Annotated in this window: 24 protein-coding genes and 1 tRNA gene; 11 read left to right on the top strand and 14 right to left on the bottom strand. The window is 64.8% G+C overall.

Annotated elements, in window-relative coordinates:
• Positions 1 to 67 precede the first annotated feature (67 nt).
• Complete coding sequence (locus tag ACFC25_RS01240; RefSeq protein WP_337346768.1) at positions 68 to 346, top strand: antibiotic biosynthesis monooxygenase; 279 nt, start codon at positions 68 to 70, stop codon at positions 344 to 346.
• A 140-nt stretch (positions 347 to 486) separates the two neighbouring features.
• Here the strand turns inward: ACFC25_RS01240 and trxA are convergent, their stop codons facing one another.
• On the bottom strand, positions 487 to 885 hold the full coding sequence (gene trxA, locus ACFC25_RS01245) for a thioredoxin (protein ID WP_376043376.1): 399 nt from the start codon (positions 883 to 885) through the stop codon (positions 487 to 489).
• Between the two features lie 160 nt (positions 886 to 1,045).
• Between trxA and ACFC25_RS01250 the strand changes: the two genes are divergently transcribed.
• Together ACFC25_RS01250 and ACFC25_RS01255 are read left to right on the top strand one after the other, a co-directional pair.
• A complete protein-coding gene (locus ACFC25_RS01250) occupies positions 1,046 to 1,969 on the top strand; it encodes an ATP-binding cassette domain-containing protein (protein ID WP_376043379.1) in 924 nt (307 codons plus the stop codon).
• The gene (locus ACFC25_RS01255; protein ID WP_376043382.1) at positions 1,966 to 2,766 is read left to right on the top strand and encodes an ABC transporter permease subunit; all 801 of its coding nucleotides are present in this window, start codon (positions 1,966 to 1,968) and stop codon (positions 2,764 to 2,766) included. The genes ACFC25_RS01250 and ACFC25_RS01255 overlap by 4 nt, the downstream gene beginning before the upstream one ends.
• Positions 2,767 to 2,808: 42 nt before the next feature.
• Here ACFC25_RS01255 and ACFC25_RS01260 read toward each other — a convergent pair whose 3' ends face one another.
• Positions 2,809 to 3,363: an acyl-CoA thioesterase gene (locus tag ACFC25_RS01260; RefSeq protein WP_376043385.1), complete on the bottom strand. Its 555-nt coding sequence runs from the start codon at positions 3,361 to 3,363 to the stop codon at positions 2,809 to 2,811.
• A 72-nt stretch (positions 3,364 to 3,435) separates the two neighbouring features.
• Between ACFC25_RS01260 and ACFC25_RS01265 the strand changes: the two genes are divergently transcribed.
• Together ACFC25_RS01265 and ACFC25_RS01270 are read left to right on the top strand one after the other, a co-directional pair.
• Positions 3,436 to 4,170, top strand: a complete 735-nt coding sequence (locus ACFC25_RS01265; protein ID WP_376043387.1) for a potassium channel family protein — start codon at positions 3,436 to 3,438, stop codon at positions 4,168 to 4,170.
• Between the two features lie 359 nt (positions 4,171 to 4,529).
• The gene (locus ACFC25_RS01270; RefSeq protein ID WP_376043390.1) at positions 4,530 to 5,375 is read left to right on the top strand and encodes a LysM domain-containing protein; all 846 of its coding nucleotides are present in this window, start codon (positions 4,530 to 4,532) and stop codon (positions 5,373 to 5,375) included.
• A 119-nt stretch (positions 5,376 to 5,494) separates the two neighbouring features.
• Here ACFC25_RS01270 and ACFC25_RS01275 read toward each other — a convergent pair whose 3' ends face one another.
• From ACFC25_RS01275 to ACFC25_RS01285, 3 genes are all read right to left on the bottom strand, one after another.
• A complete protein-coding gene (locus tag ACFC25_RS01275) occupies positions 5,495 to 5,926 on the bottom strand; it encodes a CBS domain-containing protein (RefSeq protein WP_337346761.1) in 432 nt (143 codons plus the stop codon).
• 254 nt (positions 5,927 to 6,180) lie between these two features.
• Positions 6,181 to 6,262 (bottom strand) — tRNA-Tyr (locus tag ACFC25_RS01280).
• A 182-nt stretch (positions 6,263 to 6,444) separates the two neighbouring features.
• Positions 6,445 to 6,699, bottom strand: a complete 255-nt coding sequence (locus tag ACFC25_RS01285; RefSeq protein ID WP_337346760.1) for a hypothetical protein — start codon at positions 6,697 to 6,699, stop codon at positions 6,445 to 6,447.
• A gap of 203 nt (positions 6,700 to 6,902) precedes the next feature.
• Here ACFC25_RS01285 and ACFC25_RS01290 point away from each other — a divergent pair, with 203 nt between their 5' ends.
• Entirely contained in the window at positions 6,903 to 7,394 is a 492-nt protein-coding gene (locus ACFC25_RS01290) for a YajQ family cyclic di-GMP-binding protein (RefSeq protein WP_066293529.1), read from the top strand.
• Positions 7,395 to 7,470: 76 nt separating this feature from the next.
• On the opposite strand, the gene htpX is transcribed toward ACFC25_RS01290, so the two are convergent.
• Positions 7,471 to 8,331 carry a zinc metalloprotease HtpX gene (htpX, locus tag ACFC25_RS01295; RefSeq protein WP_376043394.1) on the bottom strand — a complete coding sequence of 287 codons (861 nt, stop codon included), beginning with the start codon at positions 8,329 to 8,331 and terminating at the stop codon, positions 7,471 to 7,473.
• Between the two features lie 196 nt (positions 8,332 to 8,527).
• Between htpX and ACFC25_RS01300 the strand changes: the two genes are divergently transcribed.
• The 4 genes from ACFC25_RS01300 to ACFC25_RS01315 all read left to right on the top strand — a co-directional run bounded on the left by ACFC25_RS01300 (position 8,528) and on the right by ACFC25_RS01315 (position 12,136).
• Entirely contained in the window at positions 8,528 to 9,322 is a 795-nt protein-coding gene (locus tag ACFC25_RS01300) for a hypothetical protein (RefSeq protein ID WP_376043397.1), read from the top strand.
• Positions 9,323 to 9,352: 30 nt separating this feature from the next.
• Positions 9,353 to 9,838, top strand: a complete 486-nt coding sequence (locus ACFC25_RS01305; RefSeq protein ID WP_337346756.1) for a Fur family transcriptional regulator — start codon at positions 9,353 to 9,355, stop codon at positions 9,836 to 9,838.
• Positions 9,839 to 9,845: 7 nt separating this feature from the next.
• Positions 9,846 to 11,333: a catalase gene (locus ACFC25_RS01310; protein WP_376043400.1), complete on the top strand. Its 1,488-nt coding sequence runs from the start codon at positions 9,846 to 9,848 to the stop codon at positions 11,331 to 11,333.
• A gap of 167 nt (positions 11,334 to 11,500) precedes the next feature.
• A complete protein-coding gene (locus ACFC25_RS01315; RefSeq protein WP_376043403.1) occupies positions 11,501 to 12,136 on the top strand; it encodes a DUF2461 domain-containing protein in 636 nt (211 codons plus the stop codon).
• Between the two features lie 16 nt (positions 12,137 to 12,152).
• Here the strand turns inward: ACFC25_RS01315 and ACFC25_RS01320 are convergent, their stop codons facing one another.
• The 8 genes from ACFC25_RS01320 to ACFC25_RS01355 form a co-directional block, all read right to left on the bottom strand.
• Positions 12,153 to 12,758, bottom strand: coding sequence for a TetR/AcrR family transcriptional regulator (locus tag ACFC25_RS01320; RefSeq protein ID WP_376043406.1), 606 nt, complete (start codon positions 12,756 to 12,758; stop codon positions 12,153 to 12,155).
• A gap of 175 nt (positions 12,759 to 12,933) precedes the next feature.
• Positions 12,934 to 14,490: an amino acid permease gene (locus ACFC25_RS01325; protein ID WP_376043410.1), complete on the bottom strand. Its 1,557-nt coding sequence runs from the start codon at positions 14,488 to 14,490 to the stop codon at positions 12,934 to 12,936.
• Between the two features lie 175 nt (positions 14,491 to 14,665).
• On the bottom strand, positions 14,666 to 15,115 hold the full coding sequence (locus ACFC25_RS01330) for a DUF779 domain-containing protein (protein WP_376043413.1): 450 nt from the start codon (positions 15,113 to 15,115) through the stop codon (positions 14,666 to 14,668).
• A gap of 16 nt (positions 15,116 to 15,131) precedes the next feature.
• The gene (gene adhP / locus ACFC25_RS01335; RefSeq protein WP_376043416.1) at positions 15,132 to 16,154 is read right to left on the bottom strand and encodes an alcohol dehydrogenase AdhP; all 1,023 of its coding nucleotides are present in this window, start codon (positions 16,152 to 16,154) and stop codon (positions 15,132 to 15,134) included.
• 59 nt (positions 16,155 to 16,213) lie between these two features.
• Positions 16,214 to 17,737: an aldehyde dehydrogenase family protein gene (locus tag ACFC25_RS01340; protein WP_376043419.1), complete on the bottom strand. Its 1,524-nt coding sequence runs from the start codon at positions 17,735 to 17,737 to the stop codon at positions 16,214 to 16,216.
• A 131-nt stretch (positions 17,738 to 17,868) separates the two neighbouring features.
• The gene (locus ACFC25_RS01345) at positions 17,869 to 19,281 is read right to left on the bottom strand and encodes a GAF domain-containing protein (protein ID WP_376043422.1); all 1,413 of its coding nucleotides are present in this window, start codon (positions 19,279 to 19,281) and stop codon (positions 17,869 to 17,871) included.
• 120 nt (positions 19,282 to 19,401) lie between these two features.
• Positions 19,402 to 20,844, bottom strand: a complete 1,443-nt coding sequence (locus ACFC25_RS01350) for an FAD-dependent oxidoreductase (RefSeq protein WP_337351759.1) — start codon at positions 20,842 to 20,844, stop codon at positions 19,402 to 19,404.
• A gap of 130 nt (positions 20,845 to 20,974) precedes the next feature.
• Positions 20,975 to 21,973 carry a DNA topoisomerase IB gene (locus ACFC25_RS01355; protein ID WP_376043426.1) on the bottom strand — a complete coding sequence of 333 codons (999 nt, stop codon included), beginning with the start codon at positions 21,971 to 21,973 and terminating at the stop codon, positions 20,975 to 20,977.
• Positions 21,974 to 22,150: 177 nt separating this feature from the next.
• Between ACFC25_RS01355 and rarD the strand changes: the two genes are divergently transcribed.
• Entirely contained in the window at positions 22,151 to 23,098 is a 948-nt protein-coding gene (gene rarD / locus ACFC25_RS01360) for an EamA family transporter RarD (RefSeq protein ID WP_376043429.1), read from the top strand.
• Positions 23,099 to 23,110: the final 12 nt, after the last annotated feature.

Here is a 23,110-nt window from a genome sequence, read left to right on the forward strand (position 1 = left end):
GCAACAGGCTGGTGTCTGCGCGTAAACAGGAACGGCCGGCAGCCTGCGGCCCGGTATTGTGAAATCCATGAGTGCACCCATCGACCTGCAGGCAACGTTCATCCCCAACGAGGGCGAGTTCTTCCGTGTGAAGCTCGCCCTGGAAATCGCCATCGACGAGGTGGTGAATGAGCCCGGATGCATCCGTTACGAGCTGACCGAGGCCACCGAAGAGAAGCTGGTCCTGACGGAGCAGTGGGCGTCCGAAGAGGATCTGGAGAAGCACTCCAAGGGCACCGCTGTCCAGGACCTGAACGAATCCCTGAGCGCCCTGCTGGCCGAGCCCGTGAAGCTGGAACGCCTGTAGCCTCCCGCCACTTAAGCATCGACTGCTCCGTAAGCGCCGTTTTGAGGGTTCAAAAGGGCGAGGGCCCACACCGGCAGGGTTCCCTGGCCGAGCTTGCGAGGCTGGGGGGCCGGTGGGGATCAGTCGATGCGTTTTAAGGGCTAGGAGTTGTCCTTGGCCTCGCCAGCCGCCGCGGCCTCTGCCTTCGAGCGCGCCACGTGGGCGTGCACCTCGTCCATGTCCAGGGCCTTGACGGCGTCAACCACTTGCTCCAGCTGCTGGGCGTTCAGGGCGCCGGGCTGCGAGAAGACCAGGACTTTTTCGCGGAACGCCATCAGCGTGGGGATGGACGTGATTCCGGCCTCGGCAGCGAGCTGCTGCTCGGCCTCGGTGTCCACCTTCGTGAACAGGACGTCGGAGTGCTTCTCCGACACGGCGCTGTACGTGGGCCCGAACTGCTTGCAGGGACCGCACCATTCAGCCCAGAAGTCGACCAGGACAATGTCATTGCCTTCGATGGTCGATGCGAACTGTTCACCTGTGATGTCAACGGTAGCCATGGTTTCAACGGTACGCGAGCAGGCCATGGAATGTCGCGGCGTGGGGGCCCTGTTCGCTTCGCGCGTCATTGGGAATAACTGCGGCACCCCATATACAGAGCGGGCCGCCGGGCCTACCCTTGGGGTGATCAGCCGCTGAACGCCGCGCACGGGAGGGTGCATGCCGCACGCCATCTCCACGAAGTCCCTCACCAAGAAATTCGGCCGCCGGGAGGTGCTCCACGGCGTGGACTTCGCAGTCGAGGCCGGCTCGGTGTTCGGCGTCATCGGCCCCAACGGTGCGGGCAAAACCACTACCATGCGCTGCCTGCTGGACATCATCCGACCCACTTCCGGGGAGGTCCGGGTCCTCGGGAAGGACCCGCGGGCGGCCGGTCCCGAACTCCGCCGGCGGATCGGCTACCTTCCGGGAGAGCTGTTCCTCGAGGGCCGGGTCACCGGCCGGAAACTCCTGGCCCATTATCAGGCCATCAGCGGCCCGGTAGCAACGGGCCGGATCGATGCGCTGGCTGAACGGCTGGGGTTGGACCTGGACCGCCACACGCGCAAGCTGTCCAAAGGCAACAAGCAAAAACTGGGCCTGGTCCAGGCATTTATGCACGATCCGGAACTGCTGGTCCTTGACGAGCCCACCAGCGGCCTGGATCCGCTGATCCAGCAGGAGTTCCATGCCATGGTGCGGGAAGCGCAGCACAACGGCCAGACCATTTTCCTTAGCTCCCACGTCCTGAGCGAAGTACAGCAGACGGCGGATACGGTTGCCATCCTGCGGGACGGCCGGATCATCGCTGTTGAGTCGGTGAGCGGACTTCGGGCAGGTGCCGTGCGGCACGTCCGGCTTTCTGCTCACGGAATTAACGCGCACGACGCCGGCGCGCTGCTTGGTGCGGTGCCCGGCGTCGGACGCGTGGAGGTACTTGAGTCCGGCAGCACCGTCACCGTGTCAGCCACGCTGGAAGGTGACATCCAGCCCTTAATTCAGGTGCTCGCGTCCCTGCAGCTGACCGACCTTGTCCTGGAGGAGCCTGATCTGGAGGAATCGGTACTGAAGATGTATTCAAGCCAGCAGGAGGCAGCAACGTGAGCACCAAGCTTCCGCTGTTCCGCCGGGCGTTTTTTGATTCGTGGCGCTCCACCCTCGGGTGGGGAGCCGGGCTGTCCGGCGCCACGTTCCTGTACCTGCCGCTGTACCCGTCCATCGGCGGAAGTGCGCAAATGCAGGACATGATCGATGCCCTCCCGGCCGAGATGACCAAGGCGCTGAACTACGACCAGATCGCCACCGGCCCCGGCTATACCCAGGCCACGCTCTTCGGCCTGATCGGGTTCCTCCTGATGACCATCGCCTCCGTGGGATGGGGTGCCGCCGCGGTGGGTGGTGACGAGGAGTCCGGCCAGCTGGAGTTGACGCTCGCCCACGGCGTGACCCGGGTCCAGGTGGTGCTTGAACGCGCGCTCTCCCTGGTCCTGCGTGTGGTGCTGCTCGCGGCCCTGGTCTTTGTGCTGGTCAGGCTGCTGAATGACCCGGCCAAGCTGGACATCCTTCCGGAGAACCTGTTCGGCGCGGCGGTGCTGTTCGCCGGCCTGGCGCTCCTGAGCGGAACCGCGGCGCTTTGCGCGGGAGCGGTGACCGGCCGCCGGACGTACGGGCTCGCCGCCGGTGCCGCGGTGGGGGTGCTGGGGTATGTTTTCAACGCCGTCGGCCGGCAGAGCGATGATGTGCAATGGCTGCTGAATTTGAGCCCTTACCACTGGGCGTATGGAAATTCCCCTGTGGCCAACGGTGCGGACTGGGCCGCGGCGGGGTGGCTGTGGACTATCTCGGCGGCCCTGGTGGCGCTGGCTGCTTTTGCGGTGGAAAGGCGCGACGTCGGCGCGTAGCCGGGTGCCGACGTCGGCCCTTTTTGTTTGCTTGGCCTGAGGTCAGGCCCTGGCTTCCCAGAGATGCGGGGCAGGTGTCCGGCTGCCCGGCAGTGCGTTGGCCTCACGCCACTCGTGAATCCATTCGGGCAGAATGCAGTCCGCCGGGGGCTGGCCGAACTCCCGCAGGATCTCTTCTTGGCTAACGGGTTTGCCGTTGCTGACCAGGCGGGTGGCGATGTAGGCACGGGCGTAAATCTCGCCGTCGGCCACCATGCGCTGCTCAAAGTAGATGGCTTTGGCATCCAGGCCGATAATCTTCGTTTCGATGGTGTACTGCTGCCACAGCTGCAGGGACTTCCGGAAGGCGATGGTCTCCCCCGCTGCCACCGGACTCCAGCCGCGCCGGCGCATCCTCTTCCAGACGCCGCTGCGGACCATGAGGTCGAACCGGCCCAGGTCCATGAGGGAGAAATACATGCCGTTGTTGACGTGCATGGCGATGTCGATGTCGGTGGGCAGGACGCGCAGCGGTAAGGACGAGGTGTCCCAGATGGTGAGCGCGGAGCGGCGGGCGGACGTGAACAGCATCAGGAGGGTACGAAGAAGCAGGTGCATCCCCCAATGTTACCCGTCAGTAACTTGAGGGGCCAGCCTGACTTTCAAGAGCTCCCGCGTAGGATGTGGCGCATGACGCAACAACGCTACCGGGACGTCGCCGAGTGGCCGCTGATGGGAACTGCACTGGTGTTCCTGGCCGCCTATGCGTGGCAGGTGATTGGCCGCGTCGAAGGAGGCGCCGCCGAGTGGCTGGAGGCCGTCCTGTGGCTGACCTGGGGGATCTTCGCCCTCGACTACGCAGCCAACCTGTGGCTCGCCAAGGACCGGCGTCGCTGGTTCCTCTGGAACCTGCACGAACTCCTGATAGTTGCCCTGCCCTTCTTCCGTCCGCTCAGGCTGCTCCGGCTGGTGACGCTGCTGTCGGTACTGCACCGGACCGTCGGTGAAACCCTCCGTGGCCGCGTTGTCACGTATGTGGCCGGCTCAGCGGCCCTGCTCGTCTTTGTGGGTGCCTTGGCAGTGCTGGATGTTGAACAGTCCGCTCCAGATGCCAAGATCCTGACCTTCGGCGACGCCGTCTGGTGGGCCATCACCACTATCACCACTGTGGGATACGGCGACATGTATCCCGTGACTCCGATCGGCCGGATGGTTGCCGCGGCGCTCATGATGAGCGGCATCGCCGTGCTCGGCGTGGTCACCGCTTCCATCGCCTCCTGGCTTGTCCAGCGCGTTGAGGAATCCACCGAAGCCGCCGCGGAGTCTGCGGAGGAACCCGTCCGGGCCGAGCTGGCCGACCTGGTGGAGGAGATCGCATCGCTGCGGCGCGAGGTCGCCGAACTGAGGGACCGGCGCACGCCCTGAAGTTCGCGTAGCCGCGGCGAGTACTACTGAGTAGAAAAAACGCCCGCCACTGGACTTGTTGCGAAAAATTCGAGTAACCCCTACTGGTGCCGCCTGGCGCAACGGCTTCCTAGACTCGGAATTCCTAGGGCCGAATACGTTGCTGGCGCATCCTCCGAGCTGGGGTGGATGATGCCGCTTCATGGTGGAGCTCCCGTATCTTCTGGGTATGCGGGCGGCTCCCATCACGCGCATCCTGCGCGGCGCCGGTTACTGACCGGAACCGCATAGCGCATCACACCTCGATCCGTCCTCCAAGGGGAACCGGCGGCATCCACCGCTGCTTTTCCTTGACTGGGCCGACCTGCGATGGGCCACCCATGCATCAGTTGACCGCAAAACCTTCCGAACCTCCCAGCCGGAACTTCGAAACAGACGTCCCCCGGGCAGAACTGACCCAGACCCGCAATCCTGTCAGCAACCGGCTCTGGGCAGGCATGGCCGCCGCTGCCGTGGTCTCCGCCGTTGGCGTTGGATCCTTGGCAGGGCCCGTCCGCACTGCAGAGGTTCCGCTTCCACCGGAGGTAAGCACGACGGCGGCCGCACCGGCCGAGGGTCCTGCACCGGCCGAGGGTCCTGCACCGGTCGAGGGTCCTGCACCGGTCCCGGCTCCCCCGGCGCCTGCTTTGGCGCCTGCTCCCTCGGGCGATTCCAACCGCTACACCGTTGTTCCCGGCGACACTGTGGGTGGGATCGCCGCACGGTATGGCGTGGACCTGAATGCGATGCTGGCCGCCAACGGGCTGGGTGCCTACAGCATCATCGTCCCCGGCCAGTCCTTGGTGCTGACCGGTCCCGCCGTCGCCGCCCCAACGACTCCGGGCCAGGCCACGCCTGCGGTCCGGACGATCTATGTAGCGGGCGCCGGCGGACAGGCAATGGTGGACGCCTGCATCGGCCCCATCCACTTCACCCCCAACGATGGCTACTCGCTGTTCATCACCGAACATGACTTCTGCGGCGGCTGGGCGCGCTTCTCCGGCATCGCCGTGGGCGAAACCATCAGCATCCCGGGCTACGGAACCTACACGGCCACCGCCCGTGGGCAGGTTCCCAACCCCGGCACCACCAACGACGTCAAGGCCGTTTTCGGTGGTTTCCCCAGGGCTATCCTGCAGACCTGTATCCCGGGAACCAGCCAGATGCTCCTGATCGCGCTGAACTGACTTTCCAAAGCTTGTCCGTGGTTCCTAACCTTCAAGGCGGGGAACCGCGGACAAGGCCATGACGGCCCACAAAGTAACGCCACGGAGAGGACTCCGTGGCGTTCTGCTTCAGTTGCTGACTACACCTGCATTCGGCTGCGTTCCGAAATGTGTTCCACCAGCTCGCCCACACGCTGCTCGGAGTAGTTGCGGGCGATGTCGCCCTGGCTGATGATGCCCACCAACTTGTGGTCGGCGATGACCGGGAGACGCCGGACCTGGTGCCTCTCCATCAGTTCGATGGCGGCGTCGACATTCGCATCGGCGTCAACCCAGTAAGGCTTGCCGGTTGCGAGGTCCTTGGCCATCATTTCGCGGGGATCGCGGCCGGCGGCGATGCATTTGAGCACGATGTCACGATCGGTGATCATGCCCTTCAACTTTCCGTCGTCACCGCAGATCGGCAACGAGCCACAGTCCAGATCCTGCATCATCCGGGCAGCATCCGTGAGGGACTGGGTCTCCTTAATACACTTTGCATCTGTAGTCATGAATTCACGTACAGCACTCATTGGTACTCCTTCATCGATTGATGCATCGACGCAGGGCATCGGGTTCATGCGCCGATGCTGCCAGCCTACGCCGGAGCCATAAAGCTGTCGACGGCCCAGATTTCCCCTTTGCGTGGTCAATTCCCCCTGTAACGCAGGGGGGAAAAGACCATGAGGAGGGGAATACCCCGCAGCAGGGCAGGACAGGCGGCCGGGGGTCGCTTCAAGCACGAAAAAGCCTCCGGAACCTGATGGTTCCGGAGGCTTTCCTTGGGTGGCAGATGAGGGATTCGAACCCCCGTAGGCGTTGCCAGCTGATTTACAGTCAGCCCCCTTTGGCCGCTCGGGTAATCTGCCGAACTTCAAAAGAAGATCACCCCCGGCTGCAGTGTTCGGAACGTCCGTTTCCGGGCCGTTCCGCTTCCAGTAACCGCGGGCAAGACAACTTTACAGAACTTCTGCCGAAGAATCGAATCGAGCCCCCGGCCCTGGGGAACGCGCGCGAAAAACCCCGAAACGGCGGGGAAAATCGGCCCGAATCAGGCCTCGCCGAGAATGCGTCCGGCGAGCCGGGCCTCGAACTTCACGGCCTGCTCCTCGGTGATCTGGTTCAGTTCGACCGCACGCAGCAGGTCCTCACTGACGCCGTCCATGCGGGCAGAAGCATCCGCCACGGGGCTGAAGATGATGGAGGCCGCCACGGCGGCGGCCGCGACGGAGGTGGCTGCGGTAGCCACGGCTCCGGCGGCTGCAGTGGTGGTTCGGTTGACGTAACGGACGGCTTTGCGGTGCATGGTCTTTCCCTTCGCGCTCTTACCAACAACTCCAACTCTCTGGCGCGGGGCTTCGTTCCCGCCCGGTGTCCGCTGAGAGGGAACTGTGAAAAGCGGCAACGACCAACACGGGCATCCGTATTAGGCTGGAATGCAGACATCAGGCGCCTCCCGGGCGCAACCGGCCGCACCACCGGCACAACACCACCAGCACAAGGAGAATCATGGCAGGCGAGTCAACGTTCGACGTCGTAAGCAAAGTGGACAAGCAGGAAGTGGCCAACGCCCTGAACCAGGCCCAGAAGGAACTGGCCCAGCGCTACGACTTCAAGGGCGTCGGCGCCGAGGTCGACTTCAGCGGCGAGAAGATCCTGATGAAGGCGAACTCGGAGGAACGCGTCCTGGCCGTCCTGGACGTGCTCCAGTCCAAGCTGATCCGCCGCGGCATCTCGCTGAAGTCCCTGGACACGGGTGAGCCCTACGCGTCCGGCAAGGAGTTCCGCCTGGAGGCCTCCATCAAGGAAGGCATCGCGCAGGACCTGGCCAAAAAGATCAACAAGCTCATCCGCGACGAAGCGCCCAAGGGGGTCAAGTCCCAGATCCAGGGCGACGAACTCCGCGTCACGTCCAAGTCACGCGATGACCTGCAGGCCACTATGGCGCTGCTGAAGGACTTTGACGAGGCGGACCTGCAGTTCGTCAACTTCCGTAGCTGATTTTCGGCCTCGCCAGGAGGGCTCCAGCACGCGGAAAGCACGACGGCGGCATCCAGCTTTGCTGATCAACCCCGGGTCAGCGCCGGCCGGCCATCCGTTCCAGCCGGGCAATCCGGTCCTTCATGGGCGGGTGCGTGGCGAACAGCTTGGTCATCGCCCCGCCGCGGAACGGGTTGGCAATCATCAGGTGCGAGGTGTTGACGAGCTTCTGGTCCTGCGGCAGTGGCGCGATCCGCACGCCCTGCTCAATCCGGCCCAGGGCTGAGGCGAGCGCCAGCGGATCGCCGGTCAGCTGCGCACCGTCCTCGTCGGCGTCGTACTCCCTGGTCCGGGAGATGGCCAGCTGGATCAGGGACGCCGCAAACGGCGCCAACAGGGCCATGGCCAGCATGGCCAGCGGATTGGAGTTGCGCCTGTCACCGCCGAAGAACAACAGCATCTGGCCCACCGAGGTGATCACGCCGGCGACGGCGGCAGCCACCGAGGAGGTGAGGATGTCGCGGTTGTACACGTGCATGAGCTCGTGCCCCAGGACGGCGCGGAGCTCCCTTGCGTCCAACAGCTGGAGGATGCCTTCGGTGACACAAACGGCGGCGTTGCGCGGATTGCGCCCCGTCGCGAAGGCATTCGGGTTCATCGTGGGCGAGACATAGATGCGTGGCATCGGCTGGTTGGCGCGGACTGACAGCTCGCGGACGATCTGGTACAGCTGCGGCGCCTGGGTTTCGGCGACAGGGTAGGCCTGCATGGAGCGTATGGCGATCTTGTCGCTGTTCCAGTAGCCATAGGCCGTGGTGGCCACGCCGATAAGTGCCATGATCCAGATGGGCGCCGAGCTGCGCATGTTGAGGCCGATCAGGGCGCCCAGTCCCAGCAGGACTGCCCAGAGGACGCCGAAGAGCGCCGCAGTTTTCAGGCCGTTGTAATGCTTGTGCACGTCCACTCCTCCACGTCTGCCCGGCACGCCTTCAGGGGACCGGGCAGCAGGACCCGGCCCTCAGTCAGAATTTTAGTACCGCTGTGGGCCAGTCGAGGTGCGGTTCCCATCCGAAGCCACCTGCAAACCTGGTCACGCCTGCGTGTCGTGTTGTGCCATCGGCTTGGTATCCTCAGGCGGGGGAAGGAGTTGGCGCATGAATCTATCCAGGCGGCTGCTTTTTGCATCGGCGTTCTGGGAGGTGGCCCGTCCCCGGACCGCGCTGAATGCCGGCCACCTCCTGATCAGGCTCACGAATCCAGCCGTTGCCTTCGATCTCCGCTCCGCCGCCGACTGGCTTTGGTGCCACAACGCTGCCCGGCAGGCGCTCGTCGAGGTCCTCGGCGCCAGTCGCTGCACCGTGGTTTTCGCCCACCAGTGGCACCCCATCGGCGCGGCAATCGGCGAACCGGAAGTCGAATCCTCCACGCCCACGTTCCACCTGTTCGGCCGCTGGGCCACTGAGCCGGTCACCCCGGGCGAACAGCTCCGCCTCCCCGCGCAGCGCCGGGTACCGGCGGCAGCCGAGGAACTCCAGGAGTGCGACGGCGGCCTCCGCACTGCGATGCGCCGTTTGGCTATGGAGCGCCAGGCTGATCCGAGATGGCAGGTCGAGACAACGTTGCCCGGCGACACTGCCGCGAACTCCCATCTCGGGGAACTCGTGGTGGCGCCACCCCGGCTTAAGGCCGGCGCGCACCACACTGTGTTGTCCACGGCGTTGGCGCCGTCGTCGGGCGAACCGGGGCTCAGGCCCGGACACTTGCTGGCGCTGGCCGCGTCACTCCAAAGCATGACGGAACGCCCCGGCGTGAGCGGGTTGAGCTGTGTGGTTCCGGAGCCTGGCGATGGGCCATTGGAGGTCCACGCCATGGGACGTTCGGCTGGGGAATCAGTCAATCCGATGCAGGAGTTCCTGGCTCTTCCGGAGGTTAGCCAAGCCTTATTGTGATGAACTCATAATAAGTGCTTCAATAGAGGCATGACGGAACACTTTGGCGGCCACGAAGCCTGGGCTGCTGCCCTGCGCGCCCACGGCCGCCGGGTGACCAAGCAGCGACTGGCGGTGCTGGCCGCCGTCGAGCATCACCCCCACTCCCCCGCGGAGAGCATCCTCGCCGCCGCGCGCAAGGAGCTCCCGGAGCTCACTGCGCAGTCCGTCTACGTGGTCCTGGGCGACCTCACTGACCTGCACATGCTGCGCCGCTTTGAGCCGCCGCACTCCCCCGCACTGTACGAGACCCGCGTGGGCGATAACCACCACCACGCGATCTGCATCAGCTGCGGGCGCGTCGAGGACGTAGAGTGCGCCGTCGGGCATGCGCCTTGCCTTACCCCGCATTGGGATAAGGACGCCAAGCCCATGACCATCCAGATCGCCGATGTCATGTACCAGGGCATCTGCCAGGACTGCCAGCAGTCCCAACAACTTCCTTCTGAACGTCCCTCGCAAGTAATAGAGAAATAGGAGAATAATGACTGCCATTTCAACGACCCAGTCAGGTGCGCCGGTTACGTCCGACGCGCATTCGAAGTCAGTTGGTGCCGACGGTGCCATCATCCTGACTGACCACTACCTGGTCGAAAAGCTCGCCCAGTTCAACCGCGAGCGGGTGCCCGAGCGCGTAGTACACGCCAAGGGCGGCGGCGCGTTCGGTACGTTCAGGGCCACCGAGGACATCTCTGCCTACACCAAGGCCGCGTTCCTGCAGCCCGGCGCCGAGACCGAGATGCTGATCCGGTTCTCCTCCGTCGCGGGCGAGAACGGCTCCCCGGACACCTGGCGCGATCCCCGCGGCTTCGCCGTGAAGTTCTACACCTCCGAGGGCAACTACGACCTCGTGGGCAACAACACCCCGGTCTTCTTCATCCGCGACGGCATCAAGTTCCCGGACTTCATCCACTCCCAGAAGCGCCTCCCGGGCACCCACCTGCGCGACGCCGACATGCAGTGGGACTTCTGGACCCTGTCCCCCGAATCCGCGCACCAGGTCACCTGGCTCATGGGCGACCGCGGCCTGCCGGCCTCCTGGCGTGAAATGCAGGGCTACGGCTCACACACCTACCAGTGGATCAACGCCGCGGGCGAACGTTTCTGGGTCAAGTACCACTTCAAGTCCAACCAGGGCGTCAAGACCATCACCGGCGAGCAGGCCGAAGAGCTGGCCGGATCCGACGCGGACTTCTACATCCGCGACCTCGCCGAAAACATCGACGCCGGCAACTTCCCGTCCTGGGACCTGCACGTCCAGGTCATGCCCTACGAGGACGCCAAGACCTACCGCTTCAACCCCTTCGACCTCACCAAGGTCTGGCCGCACGCGGACTACCCGCTGATCAAGGTCGGCACCATGGAACTGAACAAGAACCCGGAGAACTACTTCGCGCAGATCGAACAGGCCACCTTCGCGCCCTCGAACTTCGTGCCCGGCATCGCCGCGTCCCCGGACAAAATGCTCCAGGCCCGCATCTTCTCCTACGCCGACGCACACCGCTACCGCGTGGGCACCAACCACGCCCAGATCCCGGTGAACCAGCCCAGGAACCAGGTCAACAACTACAGCCAGGACGGCGCCGGACGCTACCTGTTCAACGCCCCCACCACCCCGGTCTACGCCCCCAACTCCGTGGGCGGCCCGGCAGCCGTAGAGCCACAGAACCCCGCCGGCGGCTGGGAGAACGACGGCGAACTGACCCTCTCCGCGCACACCCTGCACGCCGAGGACAGCGACTTCGGCCAGGCCGGCACACTCTACCGCGAGGTCTACGACGACGCCGCCAAAGCCCGCTTCCTCGACACCATCACCGGCGCCGTGGGCGGCGTGAAGAGCCCCGGCATCAAGGAACGCGCCATCCAATACTGGACCAACGTCGACGCCGAACTCGGCGCCAAACTCCGCGCCAACCTCGGCACAGCCGCTGCCGCCGACTCCGACGCCGAAGCAGCCAACAAAATCGGCTAACCCGGCGACCGGTCTGTGCCACCGGCTGGCTTATGCCACTGGTGGCCCGGTACCTGAGAACACCCCGCTGCGGATTTTCCGCGGCGGGGTGTTCTGCGTTGCTGCGATTTCCACATAGGGAATGCCGGCTCTGGCTGGAGGCACCCTACGGTCCTTAGGATCACTGCATGAGCACATTCCATGGCATCCCCGCAGGGGCATTCGAGTTCTACGCTGAACTTGAGGACAACAACAACCGGGAGTGGTGGCTGGACCACAAGGACCGCTACAACACCTTGGTCAGGGATCCAGTCACGGCCCTGCTGGCCGAACTGGAACCGCGGTTCGGCCCGGGCAAAATCTTCCGGCCCAACCGGGATATCAGGTTCTCCCAGGACAAATCGCCCTACAAGACCGCCCAGGGGGCCTTTGCGGCCACTCAGGAGGGCGTCGGTTACTACGTGCAGGTGAGCGCGGACGGGCTGTTGGTGGGCGGCGGATGCCACACCAGCACACCGGCCCAGCTGGTTCGGTTCCGGAATTCCGTCGATGCCTCGGGCACCGGCGAAGCGCTCCGGCAGATCGTTGAATCAGCGGCCGCCGCCGGCTTTGTGGTGGAAGGCGAAAAACTCAAGACCGTGCCGCGCGGCTTCGACAAGGACCACCCCAGGGCGGAGTTGTTGAAGCACAAGTCCCTGTCCGCGCGGGTTGAGCTTGGCCAGCCGGACTGGGTGCATGGACCGGAAGCGGCCGAGAGGATATCCGCGATGTGGGACCAGCTGCGGCCGCTCGTGGAGTGGGTGGGCCGGCACGCAGCCCCCTAAAACGTTCGCCGGAAAGTCAGGCTCCCTGGGACACCGCAGCCAGGCGGGCCTCCAGGTTGTTGAAAAAGACAGTCAGCATCAGCTCAAAAGCGCGGGTGGCGGCTTCGGGCTGGTTCATCACCACAAAATCGAACTGCAGGCCGTAGAAGGTGGACGTGAACAGCCGGGCGTCCGTATCCGCAAAGTCCTCCGGGATGCCCTGAACCATGAGCCAGTCCCTGGTTTTGTGGTGCAGCATGCGGAAGTTTTCCTGCGAGGTCCCGCGCGGTTCGGCAGCCACAATGTCCTGTGCCGTGGCCTCGAACTCAAGCCTGGCCAGGTGCCGGTTCCGCTGTGCCATGGTCCACTGCCAGGACTCCAGCAGGTAGTTCCTCCAGGCGTCCCGGTCGATGTCGTGCACGTCCGTGGTGCGCATGCTGTCCAGCCGTGACTCGATAGACCCGATGATCTCGTTGACCAACTGCTCCCGGCTGCCGAAGTGGTACACCAGCACGTAGGCGCTGATGCCCAAACCTTCGGCCAGGCTGCGGAAGGTCAGTTCAGCAAGCGTCTTGTCCATCAGGTAGTCCAGGATCGCGGAGAGCAGCTCTGCCTTGCGTTCGGGTTTTGCGGGGCGGGCCATGAATCCATCTTAGGTAACAGGGCCTGGCAACCCTGCCCTGGGTGCCTTGCGCCAAGGGCCGGTCACCATGCAGCGGCGCTGCCCCGCACGGACGGCGCTGCCCCGCACCGCTTGAGCGGGGCAGGGCAGCTAGTGCGGGACAGGCCGGCCTCTTGCCGCCGGCCCACGGTGGCCGCTAGGCGCGGCTGAACTCGTCCTCATCGTCGGCAGACTTGGGGGCGGCCTGTCCGGCGGGGCCGTTGACAGCTTCCTTGGCCTCGGTGAAACGCTCGTTGAGGCGGGAGTGCCGCTGTCCGTAGGAGAAGTAGATGACGATGCCGATCACAAGCCAGATCGCGAAGAAGATCCAGGTCTCCACCGCCAGGTTGGTCATCAGGTAAAGGCACAGCAGGGCCGAAACCACCGGCAGGACCTTGCCGAACGGCACACGGAAGGAGGGCTTGAGGTCCGGGCGCTTCTTCCGCAGCACCAGGATGCCCAGGCTCACCATCACGAATGCGGACAGCGTCCCGATGTTGATCATCTCTTCGAGCAGGTCCACGTTGGTGAGGCCGGCGACGAGTGCCACGGCGGCACCGCAGATCACCTGGAGGCGTGCCGGCGTCGAACGCTTTTCACTGGTCTTGGACAGGGCCCGGGGCAGCAAGCCGTCGCGGCTCATGGCCAGGACTACGCGGGACAGGCCCATGAGGAGCACCATGATCACGGTGGTCAGGCCGATCAGCGAACCGAAGGCGATGACCTTGGCGGCAGTGGTGTCGCCCACCGCCTCGAAGGCAGTGGTCAGGGTGGGGTTCTTGGCTTCCGCGAGGTCGGTATAGGACACCATTCCGGTCAGTGCAAGGGACACCAGGATGTAGAGGAGTGTGACGACGGCGAGGCCGCCGAAGATACCGCGTGGCAGGGTCTTCTGCGGGTTTTTGACTTCCTCTGCCGAAGTGGCCACCACGTCGAAACCGATGAAGGCGAAGAACACCAGGGCAGCGCCGGCGAAGATGCCCAGTGTGCCGTACTGTGCAGGGGCGGCTCCGGTGAGGAAGCCGAAGAAGGACTGCTTGAGTACATCAGCGGTGCCGCTGACACCCGTGGGTTCAGCTGCAGGGACGAAGGGGCTGTAGTTCTCGAATTTGACGTAGGTGAAGCCCACCACAATGACAAAGAGCACCACGGCGATCTTGATCAGCGTGAAGATGTTGCCTACCCGGGCAGAGAGCTTAGTGCCCAGCACCAGAAGGACCGTGAAGACAGCAACGATCAGGAAGGCTCCCCAATAGAGGTCAACGCCGCCAATGGACAGTGCTGCCGGGATGTCGGCGCCCATCAGGGCGAAGACCTTGCTGAGGTAGATGCCCCAGTACTTGGCGATCACGGCGGCGGCAGTGAAGAGCTCCAGGATCAGGTTCCAGCCGATGATCCAGGCCAGCAGTTCGCCCATGGTGGCGTACGTGAAGACGTAGGCCGACCCGGCGACGGGGATGGCGGTGGCAAACTCGGCGTAGCACATGATGGCCAGCGCGCAGGTGACGGCGGCGATGGCGAAGGAGACGGTCACGGCGGGTCCGGCGAAGTTGGCCGCTGCCTTGGCTCCGACGGAGAAGATGCCGGCGCCGACGGCGACAGCCACACCCATGATCATCAGATCCCAGGTGCTCAGTGACCGCTTGAGCTTGCGTCCGGGTTCATCGGCGTCGGCCATTGACTGCTCGATTGTTTTGGTCCGGAGGAGGTTCATAAGGAGATCCACAATCCTGATAGGGGATGGAAACAGACTTATCAACTTTACTGTCCATCCACTGGACGGTTCCAGTTGTCCCGTATCGTGAGACGCGCCGTATGCCGAAGTTAATTGCGGAAAACACCTTGAGGCCCTCCTTTTGGAGGGCCTCAAGGCTAAAGCATCGAACTGCCTAGGCGGGCCAGTCCATCAGCGTGGAACGGATGAGGAAGCGCTTGCCCTCCGGTGATTCCACCGAGAATCCGCTGCCCCGGCCCGGAACCACGTCCACTGTCAGGTGGGTGTGGCTCCAGTAGCCGAACTGTTCCCGCGACATCCAGAACTCCAGCGGCTGCCCTTTCCCGGGGCCGCCGGGCGGGTCGGACGTGACGCCGCCGCCGGTCCCGGCTCCGGATAAGTCGAACAGGCCCAACAGCACATCCGAGTCGCCGATAATGAACTCCCCGGCGGGATAGCACATGGGCGAGGAGCCGTCGCAGCAGCCGCCGGACTGATGGAACATCAGCGGCCCGTGCTGCAGCCACAGTTTCCGCAGCAACTCCACGGCTGCGGCGGTGAGCGCTACCCGGGAAAAGTCCTCCCCGGGCAGCGTCACTGCAGCGTCGAGCTTCGCCTCCGGCATCAGAACGCGTCCTTCATCAGAACTTGATGACGACGCGGCCGTCGATCTTGGCGTGCTTCATTTCGTCCAGGACAGCGTTGACCTCGAAGAGTTCCCTGGTGGACACCGTGGGGTGGATCTTGCCCTGGGCGTAGAAGTCAAGGGCTTCCTCCAGGTCCTGCCGGGTTCCCACGATCGAACCACGCACGGTCAGTCCCTTGAGCACAATCTCGAAAATGGGCGCCGGAAAGTCGCCCGGCGGCAGCCCGTTGAACACAATCGTCCCGCCGCGGCGTGCCATGCCGATCGCCTGTCCAAAAGCGGACGGGTGCACTGCGGTAACGAGGACTCCATGGCAACCTCCGGTTTCACGCTGGATAACTTCTGCTGGATCTTCGTGCAGGGCGTTGACGGTCAGTTCAGCTCCGTGGGCCTTGGCCAGGGCGAGCTTGTCGTCCGCGATGTCCACGGCCGCAACGCGCAGGCCCATAGCAACCGCGTACTGGACGGCGATGTGCCCCAGGCCCCCGATGCCGGAGATGGTGACCCACTGGCCCGGCTTGGCCTCGGTCATTTTCAGGCCCTTGTAGACGGTGACTCCGGCGCAGAGCACGGGGGCCACTTCGACGGGGTCCGTGCCGGCCGGGATCCTGGCGGCGAAGCGGCTGTCCACCAGCATGTACTCGCCGAAGGAGCCGTCCACGCTGTAGCCGGCGTTCTTCTGCACCTCACAGAGTGTTTCCCAACCCGTGCGGCAGTACTGGCAGTCGCCGCAAGCGGACCAGAGCCAGGCGTTGCCCACAAGATCGCCGATGGCGAGGTCCGTGACGCCCTCGCCGAGGGCTACTACTTCTCCCACGCCCTCATGGCCGGGGATGAACGGCGGAGTCGGTTTGACCGGCCAGTCGCCCTCCGCTGCGTGGAGGTCGGTGTGGCAGACACCGGTGGTGAGCACCTTGACGAGGGCCTCCCCCGGCCCGGGGGTTGGAATGGCGAGCTCTTGGACCTGGAGATCCTTGCCGAATTCAGTTACTACTGCTGCGTGCATTGTCGTCGTCATTGGCGAAATCCTTGCGTTGTTAGCGGGTGGTCGGGGTGGTAGGGAACGCAGACTGGACTCTAGAAGAAGCCCAGCTTGTTCTCGTTGTAGCTGACCAGGAGGTTCTTGGTCTGCTGGTAGTGGTCCAGCATCATGGAGTGGTTTTCACGTCCGATGCCTGAGGACTTGTAGCCGCCGAACGCGGCGCCAGCCGGGTAGGCATGGTAGTTGTTGACCCAGACACGGCCTGCCTGGATTTCGCGTCCGGCGCGGTACGCAACGTTGCCGTTGCGGGACCACACGCCGGCTCCGAGGCCGTAGAGGGTGTCGTTGGCGATTTCCATCGCGTCGTCATAGTCACTGAAGCGGGAGACGGAAACCACCGGGCCGAAAATCTCCTCCTGGAAGATCCGCATCTTATTGTGGCCTTCAAAGACCGTGGGCTGGACGTAGTAGCCGCCGGCCAGGTCACCGGGCAGCTCGGCACGGGCACCGCCGGTGAGCACCTTGGCGCCCTCCTGCTTTCCGATGTCGATGTAGGAGAGGATCTTCTCGAGCTGGTCATTGGAGGCCTGGGCGCCCACCTGGGTTTCTGTGTCCAGCGGGTTGCCCTGAATCATCTTTTCCACCCGTGCCACGGCGTCGGCCATAAAGGACTCGTAGATGCCCTCCTGGACCAGGGCGCGGGACGGGCAGGTGCAGACTTCGCCCTGGTTGAAGGCGAACAGCGCGAAGCCTTCCTGGGCCTTGTCGTAGAACGCGTCATTGTTTTCGGCGACGTCGTTGAAGAAGATGTTGGGGCTCTTGCCGCCGAGCTCCAGGGTGACCGGGATCAGGTTCTGGCTGGCGTACTGGCTGATCAGCCGGCCAGTAGTGGTCTCGCCAGTGAAGGCGATCTTGCGGATCCTCGGGCTGGAGGCGAGCGGTTTGCCAGCCTCGACGCCGAACCCGTTGACGATGTTGAGGACACCCGCAGGGAGCAGGTCACCGATGAGTTCGATCAGGACCAGGATGGACGACGGCGTCTGCTCGGCCGGCTTGAGGACCACGGCGTTGCCTGCAGCGAGGGCGGGAGCGAGCTTCCAGACGGCCATCAGGATGGGGAAGTTCCACGGGATGATCTGGCCGACCACGCCGAGCGGCTCGTGGTAGTGGTAAGCGGTGGTGTCGTCATCGAGCTGGGACAGCCGCCCCTCCTGGGCGCGGACGGCGGAGGCGAAGTAGCGGAAGTGGTCCGCGGCGAGCGGGATGTCCGCGTTCAGTGTTTCGCGGATGGGCTTGCCGTTGTCCCAGGATTCGGCCACGGCCAGCATTTCAAGGTTTTCGTCGATCCGGTCGGCGATCTTGTTCAGGATTGCAGCGCGCTCGGCCACCGAGGTCTTGCCCCAGGACGGCGCGACCTTGTGGGCGGCGTCGAGTGCCAGCTCAATATCCTCTGCTGTGCCCCGGGCCACCTCGCAGAAGACCTTGCCGGTGACCGGCGTGATGTTTTCGAAGTACTGGCCCTTGACGGGGGCAACCCATTCGCCGCCGATCCAGTTCTCGTAGCGGTCCTTGAACGTGACCTTCGAACCGTCGGTACCGGGCTGTGCGTAAACAGTCATTGCTAGCTCCTTTGCTGTGCATGGGGCGGGCCTTGATGCTGGGGCCGCCGTTGGTTTCAGCGTAGGAGTGTGAAGGTTGCAGCCAGGTTGCACAGCCGTGAGCCAGCTCACAGCAAAGGTTGCACAGACAGTTAAGCGCTCAGCTCGGCTTCCAGCCGTTCAAGGTCGGCGACGACGGCGGCCCGCTTGGGCGAGCGCGCGGGCAGCAGCTTCAGGGCGGCAAGCCGCACGCCGACGTCGTCCCTAGCCTCGGGCAGGGCCGCGTACTTGAGCAGCGTCTCGGCGCTGCCGTCGGTGAGCACTGCCTCACGCATCAGCGAAGAGACCCTCTGGCGAAGGTCGATGATGCCCGGGGCCTCGGACCTCGGCAGCACTGCGCCGCGGTAGATCTCCAAGGCAATCCGGTGGGCACCGCGTTGCAGGCAGCTCAGGACCTGGCCGCTGTCCGGCACGAGGTCCATGCTGAGCTTGTACGGCCGGGATTCGGGCACCGCAGCGGGGTTTAGCTGCTGGAGGATTTTGCGCAGCCGGACCATTTCGGCGCGGAGGGTCATCGTAGAGCCGTCGCCCGGGTAGAGCAGGACGGACAGCTCCTCGGCGTTCAGACCGTCAGGGTGGGTGCTGAGCAGGGCGAGGATTTCGCTGTGCCGGGCGGAGAGAGCCACGGTTTTACCTTCGATGCTCAGCAAAGCCTGGTCTCGCCCCAGGAGCTGCAAGCTGTTGCGGTAGAGGCTGCCTTCCTTTGCACCGGAGGCTCCCGCTCCCCCGGCCGAACCCTCCCTGGCCGCGGAACTGTTGCTCCGCCGTCGTACAGGCCTGCTTGCCAGGGCGGCAGCGAGCTGGAGACGCTCAACGCGGAGCTGCGCCTGGGCGGCGGCAACGGTGGCTTCGACAAGCGAGAGGGTATGCGGGGCCACCGCCGTTGCCTTGCCCGTGATATCCACAACGCCCAGTAGTGCGCCGCAGTCGGGGTCGTGGAACGGCACTGCGGTGCAGCTCCACGGGTGAACCGACCGCTGGTAGTGCTCGGCTCCGGAAATCTGGATCCCGCGGCCCAGGGCCAGGGCAGTCCCCGGTGCGCTGGTGCCTACGGTGGCTTCGGACCAGTCCGCCCCGGGCACGAACATCATGCCTTCCGCTCGCCGCTGCAGGACCGGGTCGCCTTCCACCCAGAGGAGCCGGCCCACTTCGTCGCCCACGGCCACCAGGAGGCCGCTGTCGTGACTGGGCTGGACCAGCAGCTTGTGGATCACGGGCATGATGCTGGCGAGCGGGTGCTGGCGGCGGTATTCCTCCAACTCGTCCGAGTCCAGGGCGAGCGGCGCTTCGGGGTTGTCCGGGTTGGCCAACAGCTGTGCGGACCGCCGCCAGGACTCCCGGATCAGCTTGCGCAGGCCCGGGATTTCCTCCGCGGCGGGGAAATCTGCGCTGGCGTCGGCGAGGCGTGCCACGCCGTCGAGCTTTTCATGGCCCGCCAAGGCACTCCGCTGGATCAGCCCCTCGGAGTCGTTACCGGGAGCTGCCGGGTGGATCAGGTTCCTCATCGAACTCCCACTTGCGCTCGGCCTGCAGGCACGGGGCATCGCTTCCAGCCTGCGTGTGGCCACCAGTGTAGCCCCGCGGCCGCGGACCCGCCTAGCAACTCATGTGCGGCGGACCGGAAGTCAGCCGCGGGAGATGCTGATCATTTCCTCGCGTGGGACCACCTTGATGCGTTCGCGGACGATGCCGTCGGTGGCTTCAGAGCCGGTCCAGGCCGCGCCGAGGGCTGCCTCGTGGGCGTCCAGCTTGTTCCAGCCCTCCCACGTGGTGTACTCGATTCCGCGCTCCTCCAGGAGGTGGATGATCGCCTGCGGATCCGGGTTCTGGGCAGGGGGCAGCGTGAGCCGGTCCTCCAGCAGGAAGCCGATAGTCTCCAGCGCGTCGCCCTTGGTGTGCCCGATCAGGCCTACAGGGCCCCGCTTGATCCACCCGGTGGTGTAGATGCCCGGCACAGGGTTGCCCTCAGCGTCCAGCACGCGGCCGCCCTCATTGGGGACCACACCGCGTTTGGCGTCGTACTCGAGCTCGTCCAGCGCGGAGCCGTGGTACCCGATGGCGCGATAGACGGCCTGCACGGGGTAGTCCACCATCTCGCCGGTGCCTTTGACGTTGCCGGTGCCATCGAGCTGCATCCGCTCAAACTTGATGCCTGCCACTTTTCCGGCACCGCCGTTGTCGGGGTCGTCATAGATCTCCACCGGGCTGTGCAGGAAGTGCAGGTGCAGGCGGCGGGAGGAGGGCTGCTCCGATTCCGCGTGCTCCTCGACCAGCCAGTTGGTGAGCGTGTTCACCATGGTCTTGATTTGGTTGTTGCTGCGGATCGCTTCGTCGGACGCTTCGTCGAACTCGAAGTCCTCCGGGTAGAGGACGATATCCACGTCCTTCATGTGGCTCAGTTCGCGCAGCTCCAGCGGGGTGAACTTGACCTGGGCGGGACCGCGGCGGCCAAAGACGTGGACGTCGGTAACCGGGGAGTTTTTCAGCCCCTGGTAGACGTTGTCCGGGATTTCGGTGCTGAGCAGTTCATCGGCGTGCTTGACCAGCATCCGGGCCACATCCAGGGCCACATTGCCGTTGCCGATCACGGCGATTTCCTTGGCGTCCAGCGGCCATTCGCGGGGAACGTCCGGGTGGCCGTCATACCAGGAGACGAAGTCGGCGCCGCCGAATGAGCCGTCGAGGTCGATGCCGGGGATGTCCAGCTGGGCGTCCTTGATGGCGCCGGTGGAGAAGATCACGGCATCATAGAAGGCGCGGAAATCGTGCAGCGTCAGGTCCCGCCCGTACGTGACGTTGCCCAGGAAGCGGATGTCGCCCCTGTCCAGGACCTTATGCAGGGCGTTAACAATGCCCTTGATGCGGGGGTGGTCCGGGGCCACCCCATAGCGGATCAGGCCGTACGGCGCGGGGTAGGCCTCGAACAGATCGATACTGACCTCGAAGTCGCCACCTTTGACCTCGTTGGACTTGGTGAGGATGTCCGCCGCGTAAACCCCCGCCGGTCCGGCGCCCACAATGGCGACGCGGAGGGGACGTTTGGAGCTGGATTCGCCTGGGTTGGACACCGGGAGCCCTTCTGGAACGAGGAGGATGCGAGTTGGTGGCTCACAATGCAGGTAGCGCACACGCAGTTAGCGCACAATGCCCCATTCTAAATGTCTACGGGGCCGGACGGGGTAACCCGTGACGCAGGCCTCAGCCGCTTTTCTGCAGCGGCACTACATCGCCTTCGCGGTACAGCAGCGCCCGCAACTCCGCCTCGGCGGAGTCCACGCGTTTGGGGTCGATGGTCTCCCCCGCGGCGAAATGGTCCAGCAGCCGCGGATCGACGTAGCTTTTGCGCGCAATCGACGGCGTGTTCCCAAGCACCTCAGCCGCCTCCATCATGGCCACGCTGATGGCCCGCTTCCGGGCCGCCACGGTCTTTTGCGGACCGCTGCGGGCCAGGCTCACTGCAGCTGCAACCGTGCCGCGCAAGGTACGGAAGTCCTTGGCGGTAAAGTCCGATCCTGTTCGTTCCTTGACGTAGCCGTTGATGTCCGCGCTGGTGACCGGATGCCAGCTGCGGCCGTTCTTGTAGGCAAGCAGCCGGGCGTTGCCGCCCCGCCGCTTGAGCGTGCGCACCAGGGCGGCGAGGTCGGCATCGTGGATTTCCGATTCCCAGTCCTTGCCGCTCTTGGCGGGAAACTTCAGCTCCAGGCACTCCTTGCGGACGTGCACGTGGGCACACAGGAGGGTGGCCAGGCCGTGGCTGCCGTTCTCATTCGTGTACCGCTCCGAGCCCACCCGCAGGGATCCGCTGTCCAGCATCCGGAAGGCCGCGGCCAGGACGCGCTCGCGGCTATGCCCCTCGCTGCGCAGGTCCAGGGTAACCAGGCGCCGGGCTGTGGGGAGTGACTCCGCCAACTGGAGGGCACGGTCGAACTTCACCCGGTCTTTCCGCTCACGCCACTCGGGGTGGTAAATGTACTGCCGCCGACCCACGGCGTCCAGGCCCGTCGCCTGGATGTGCCCGTTGTCGAAGGGCGCGATCCATACGTCAGTCCAGGCCGGCGGGATGCCGATGCTTTCGAGCCTGTCCCGTACGGGCCCGGGCGGCACCGTGGAGCCGTCCAAATCGCGGTAGCTGAAGCCTTTTCCTGCGGCAACCCGGCGGTAGCCGCGTCCGGAGGCGTTGCTGCGGCGGAGCCTCACGCCGAGGCCTCCTGGGGATTCGTCCTTCTCATAAAAGCAAGCATACTGACCAGTTCTTGGAATACCTGTCCACCGACTGGTGTTATCGGTTAGGTGCCTACTCCCGACGGATCCGTCTCCTCCCCCGCCCCCAGCGCCCGGTTGAATTCAACCCGGCCAACCGCGTCCAGGCAGGGCATGCCGGCTCCCGGGCTCAAGGCCGTGGACAAGGAGACGACGGCGGGAATCGCTTTCGGCATCGGCGCTTACGGCCTGTGGGGGCTGCTCCCCGTGTACTTCTTTGTCCTGCAGCCGGCCGGCGCAGTGGAAATCGTGGCCAACCGCGTGGTCTGGTCACTGATTTTCTGTGCGCTCCTCATTACCGTCACCCGCTCGTGGCGGGCGCTCACCGGAGCGTTCCGCGACCGTTCGGTCTTCGGTACCCTCACCATTGCGGCCGTCCTCATCGCCGTGAACTGGCTGACGTACACCTACGGCGTGACCACCGGCCAGGCGGTGGAAGCCTCCCTGGGCTACTTCATCAACCCTCTGGTGTCCGTGCTGCTCGGCGTGTTCGTCCTGAAGGAAAAGCTGCGTCCCCTGCAGTGGGCCGCCGTCGGAATCGGGTTTATTGCCGTCGGTGTGCTGACAGTGTCCTACGGCAAGCTCCCGTGGATAGCGCTGACGCTGGCCGTGAGCTTCGGCCTGTACGGTTTTGTGAAGAAACGCGTGGGCCCAAAGGTCGACGCCGTGACTTCCCTCAGCGTGGAGACCATGGTCCTTACCCCGCTGGCCGCCGCCACCATGGTGTGGCTGGGCGTCAGCGGCACGGCCACGCTGACCAGCCACGGTCCCGGGCACTTCTGGCTCCTGCTGGCCTCCGGCGTCATCACCGCCGTGCCGTTGCTGTTTTTCGGCGCCTCCGCACGCCGGCTGCCGATGACCACCATTGGGCTGCTGCAGTACTTCGCGCCCATCCTCCAGTTCATTGTGGCGCTTGTGGTGTTCCGGGAGGCCATGACGCTGGAGCGCTGGATCGGCTTCGGTGTGGTGTGGCTCGCGCTGCTGGTCCTCACCGTGGACATGCTCCGCGCCACACGCAAGAACTCCGTGGCCAGGAAGCTGGCCCGCACCTCAACCCCCTGAAGCGCGAACACG

The sequence above is a fragment of the Pseudarthrobacter sp. NPDC055928 genome, assembly GCF_042270935.1.
Classification (GTDB): domain Bacteria; phylum Actinomycetota; class Actinomycetes; order Actinomycetales; family Micrococcaceae; genus Arthrobacter.

Coding starts and splice junctions, on each gene's coding strand:
- ACFC25_RS01240 (WP_337346768.1), top strand. CDS start 68: ATGAGTGCACCCATCGACCTGCAGGCAACGTTCATCCCCAACGAGGGC.
- trxA (WP_376043376.1), bottom strand. CDS start 885: ATGGCTACCGTTGACATCACAGGTGAACAGTTCGCATCGACCATCGAA.
- ACFC25_RS01250 (WP_376043379.1), top strand. CDS start 1,046: ATGCCGCACGCCATCTCCACGAAGTCCCTCACCAAGAAATTCGGCCGC.
- ACFC25_RS01260 (WP_376043385.1), bottom strand. CDS start 3,363: ATGCACCTGCTTCTTCGTACCCTCCTGATGCTGTTCACGTCCGCCCGC.
- ACFC25_RS01265 (WP_376043387.1), top strand. CDS start 3,436: ATGACGCAACAACGCTACCGGGACGTCGCCGAGTGGCCGCTGATGGGA.
- ACFC25_RS01270 (WP_376043390.1), top strand. CDS start 4,530: ATGCATCAGTTGACCGCAAAACCTTCCGAACCTCCCAGCCGGAACTTC.
- ACFC25_RS01275 (WP_337346761.1), bottom strand. CDS start 5,926: ATGAGTGCTGTACGTGAATTCATGACTACAGATGCAAAGTGTATTAAG.
- ACFC25_RS01285 (WP_337346760.1), bottom strand. CDS start 6,699: ATGCACCGCAAAGCCGTCCGTTACGTCAACCGAACCACCACTGCAGCC.
- ACFC25_RS01290 (WP_066293529.1), top strand. CDS start 6,903: ATGGCAGGCGAGTCAACGTTCGACGTCGTAAGCAAAGTGGACAAGCAG.
- ACFC25_RS01300 (WP_376043397.1), top strand. CDS start 8,528: ATGAATCTATCCAGGCGGCTGCTTTTTGCATCGGCGTTCTGGGAGGTG.
- ACFC25_RS01305 (WP_337346756.1), top strand. CDS start 9,353: ATGACGGAACACTTTGGCGGCCACGAAGCCTGGGCTGCTGCCCTGCGC.
- ACFC25_RS01310 (WP_376043400.1), top strand. CDS start 9,846: ATGACTGCCATTTCAACGACCCAGTCAGGTGCGCCGGTTACGTCCGAC.
- ACFC25_RS01315 (WP_376043403.1), top strand. CDS start 11,501: ATGAGCACATTCCATGGCATCCCCGCAGGGGCATTCGAGTTCTACGCT.
- ACFC25_RS01320 (WP_376043406.1), bottom strand. CDS start 12,758: ATGGCCCGCCCCGCAAAACCCGAACGCAAGGCAGAGCTGCTCTCCGCG.
- ACFC25_RS01325 (WP_376043410.1), bottom strand. CDS start 14,490: ATGAACCTCCTCCGGACCAAAACAATCGAGCAGTCAATGGCCGACGCC.
- ACFC25_RS01330 (WP_376043413.1), bottom strand. CDS start 15,115: ATGCCGGAGGCGAAGCTCGACGCTGCAGTGACGCTGCCCGGGGAGGAC.
- adhP (WP_376043416.1), bottom strand. CDS start 16,154: ATGACGACGACAATGCACGCAGCAGTAGTAACTGAATTCGGCAAGGAT.
- ACFC25_RS01340 (WP_376043419.1), bottom strand. CDS start 17,737: ATGACTGTTTACGCACAGCCCGGTACCGACGGTTCGAAGGTCACGTTC.
- ACFC25_RS01345 (WP_376043422.1), bottom strand. CDS start 19,281: ATGAGGAACCTGATCCACCCGGCAGCTCCCGGTAACGACTCCGAGGGG.
- rarD (WP_376043429.1), top strand. CDS start 22,151: ATGCCGGCTCCCGGGCTCAAGGCCGTGGACAAGGAGACGACGGCGGGA.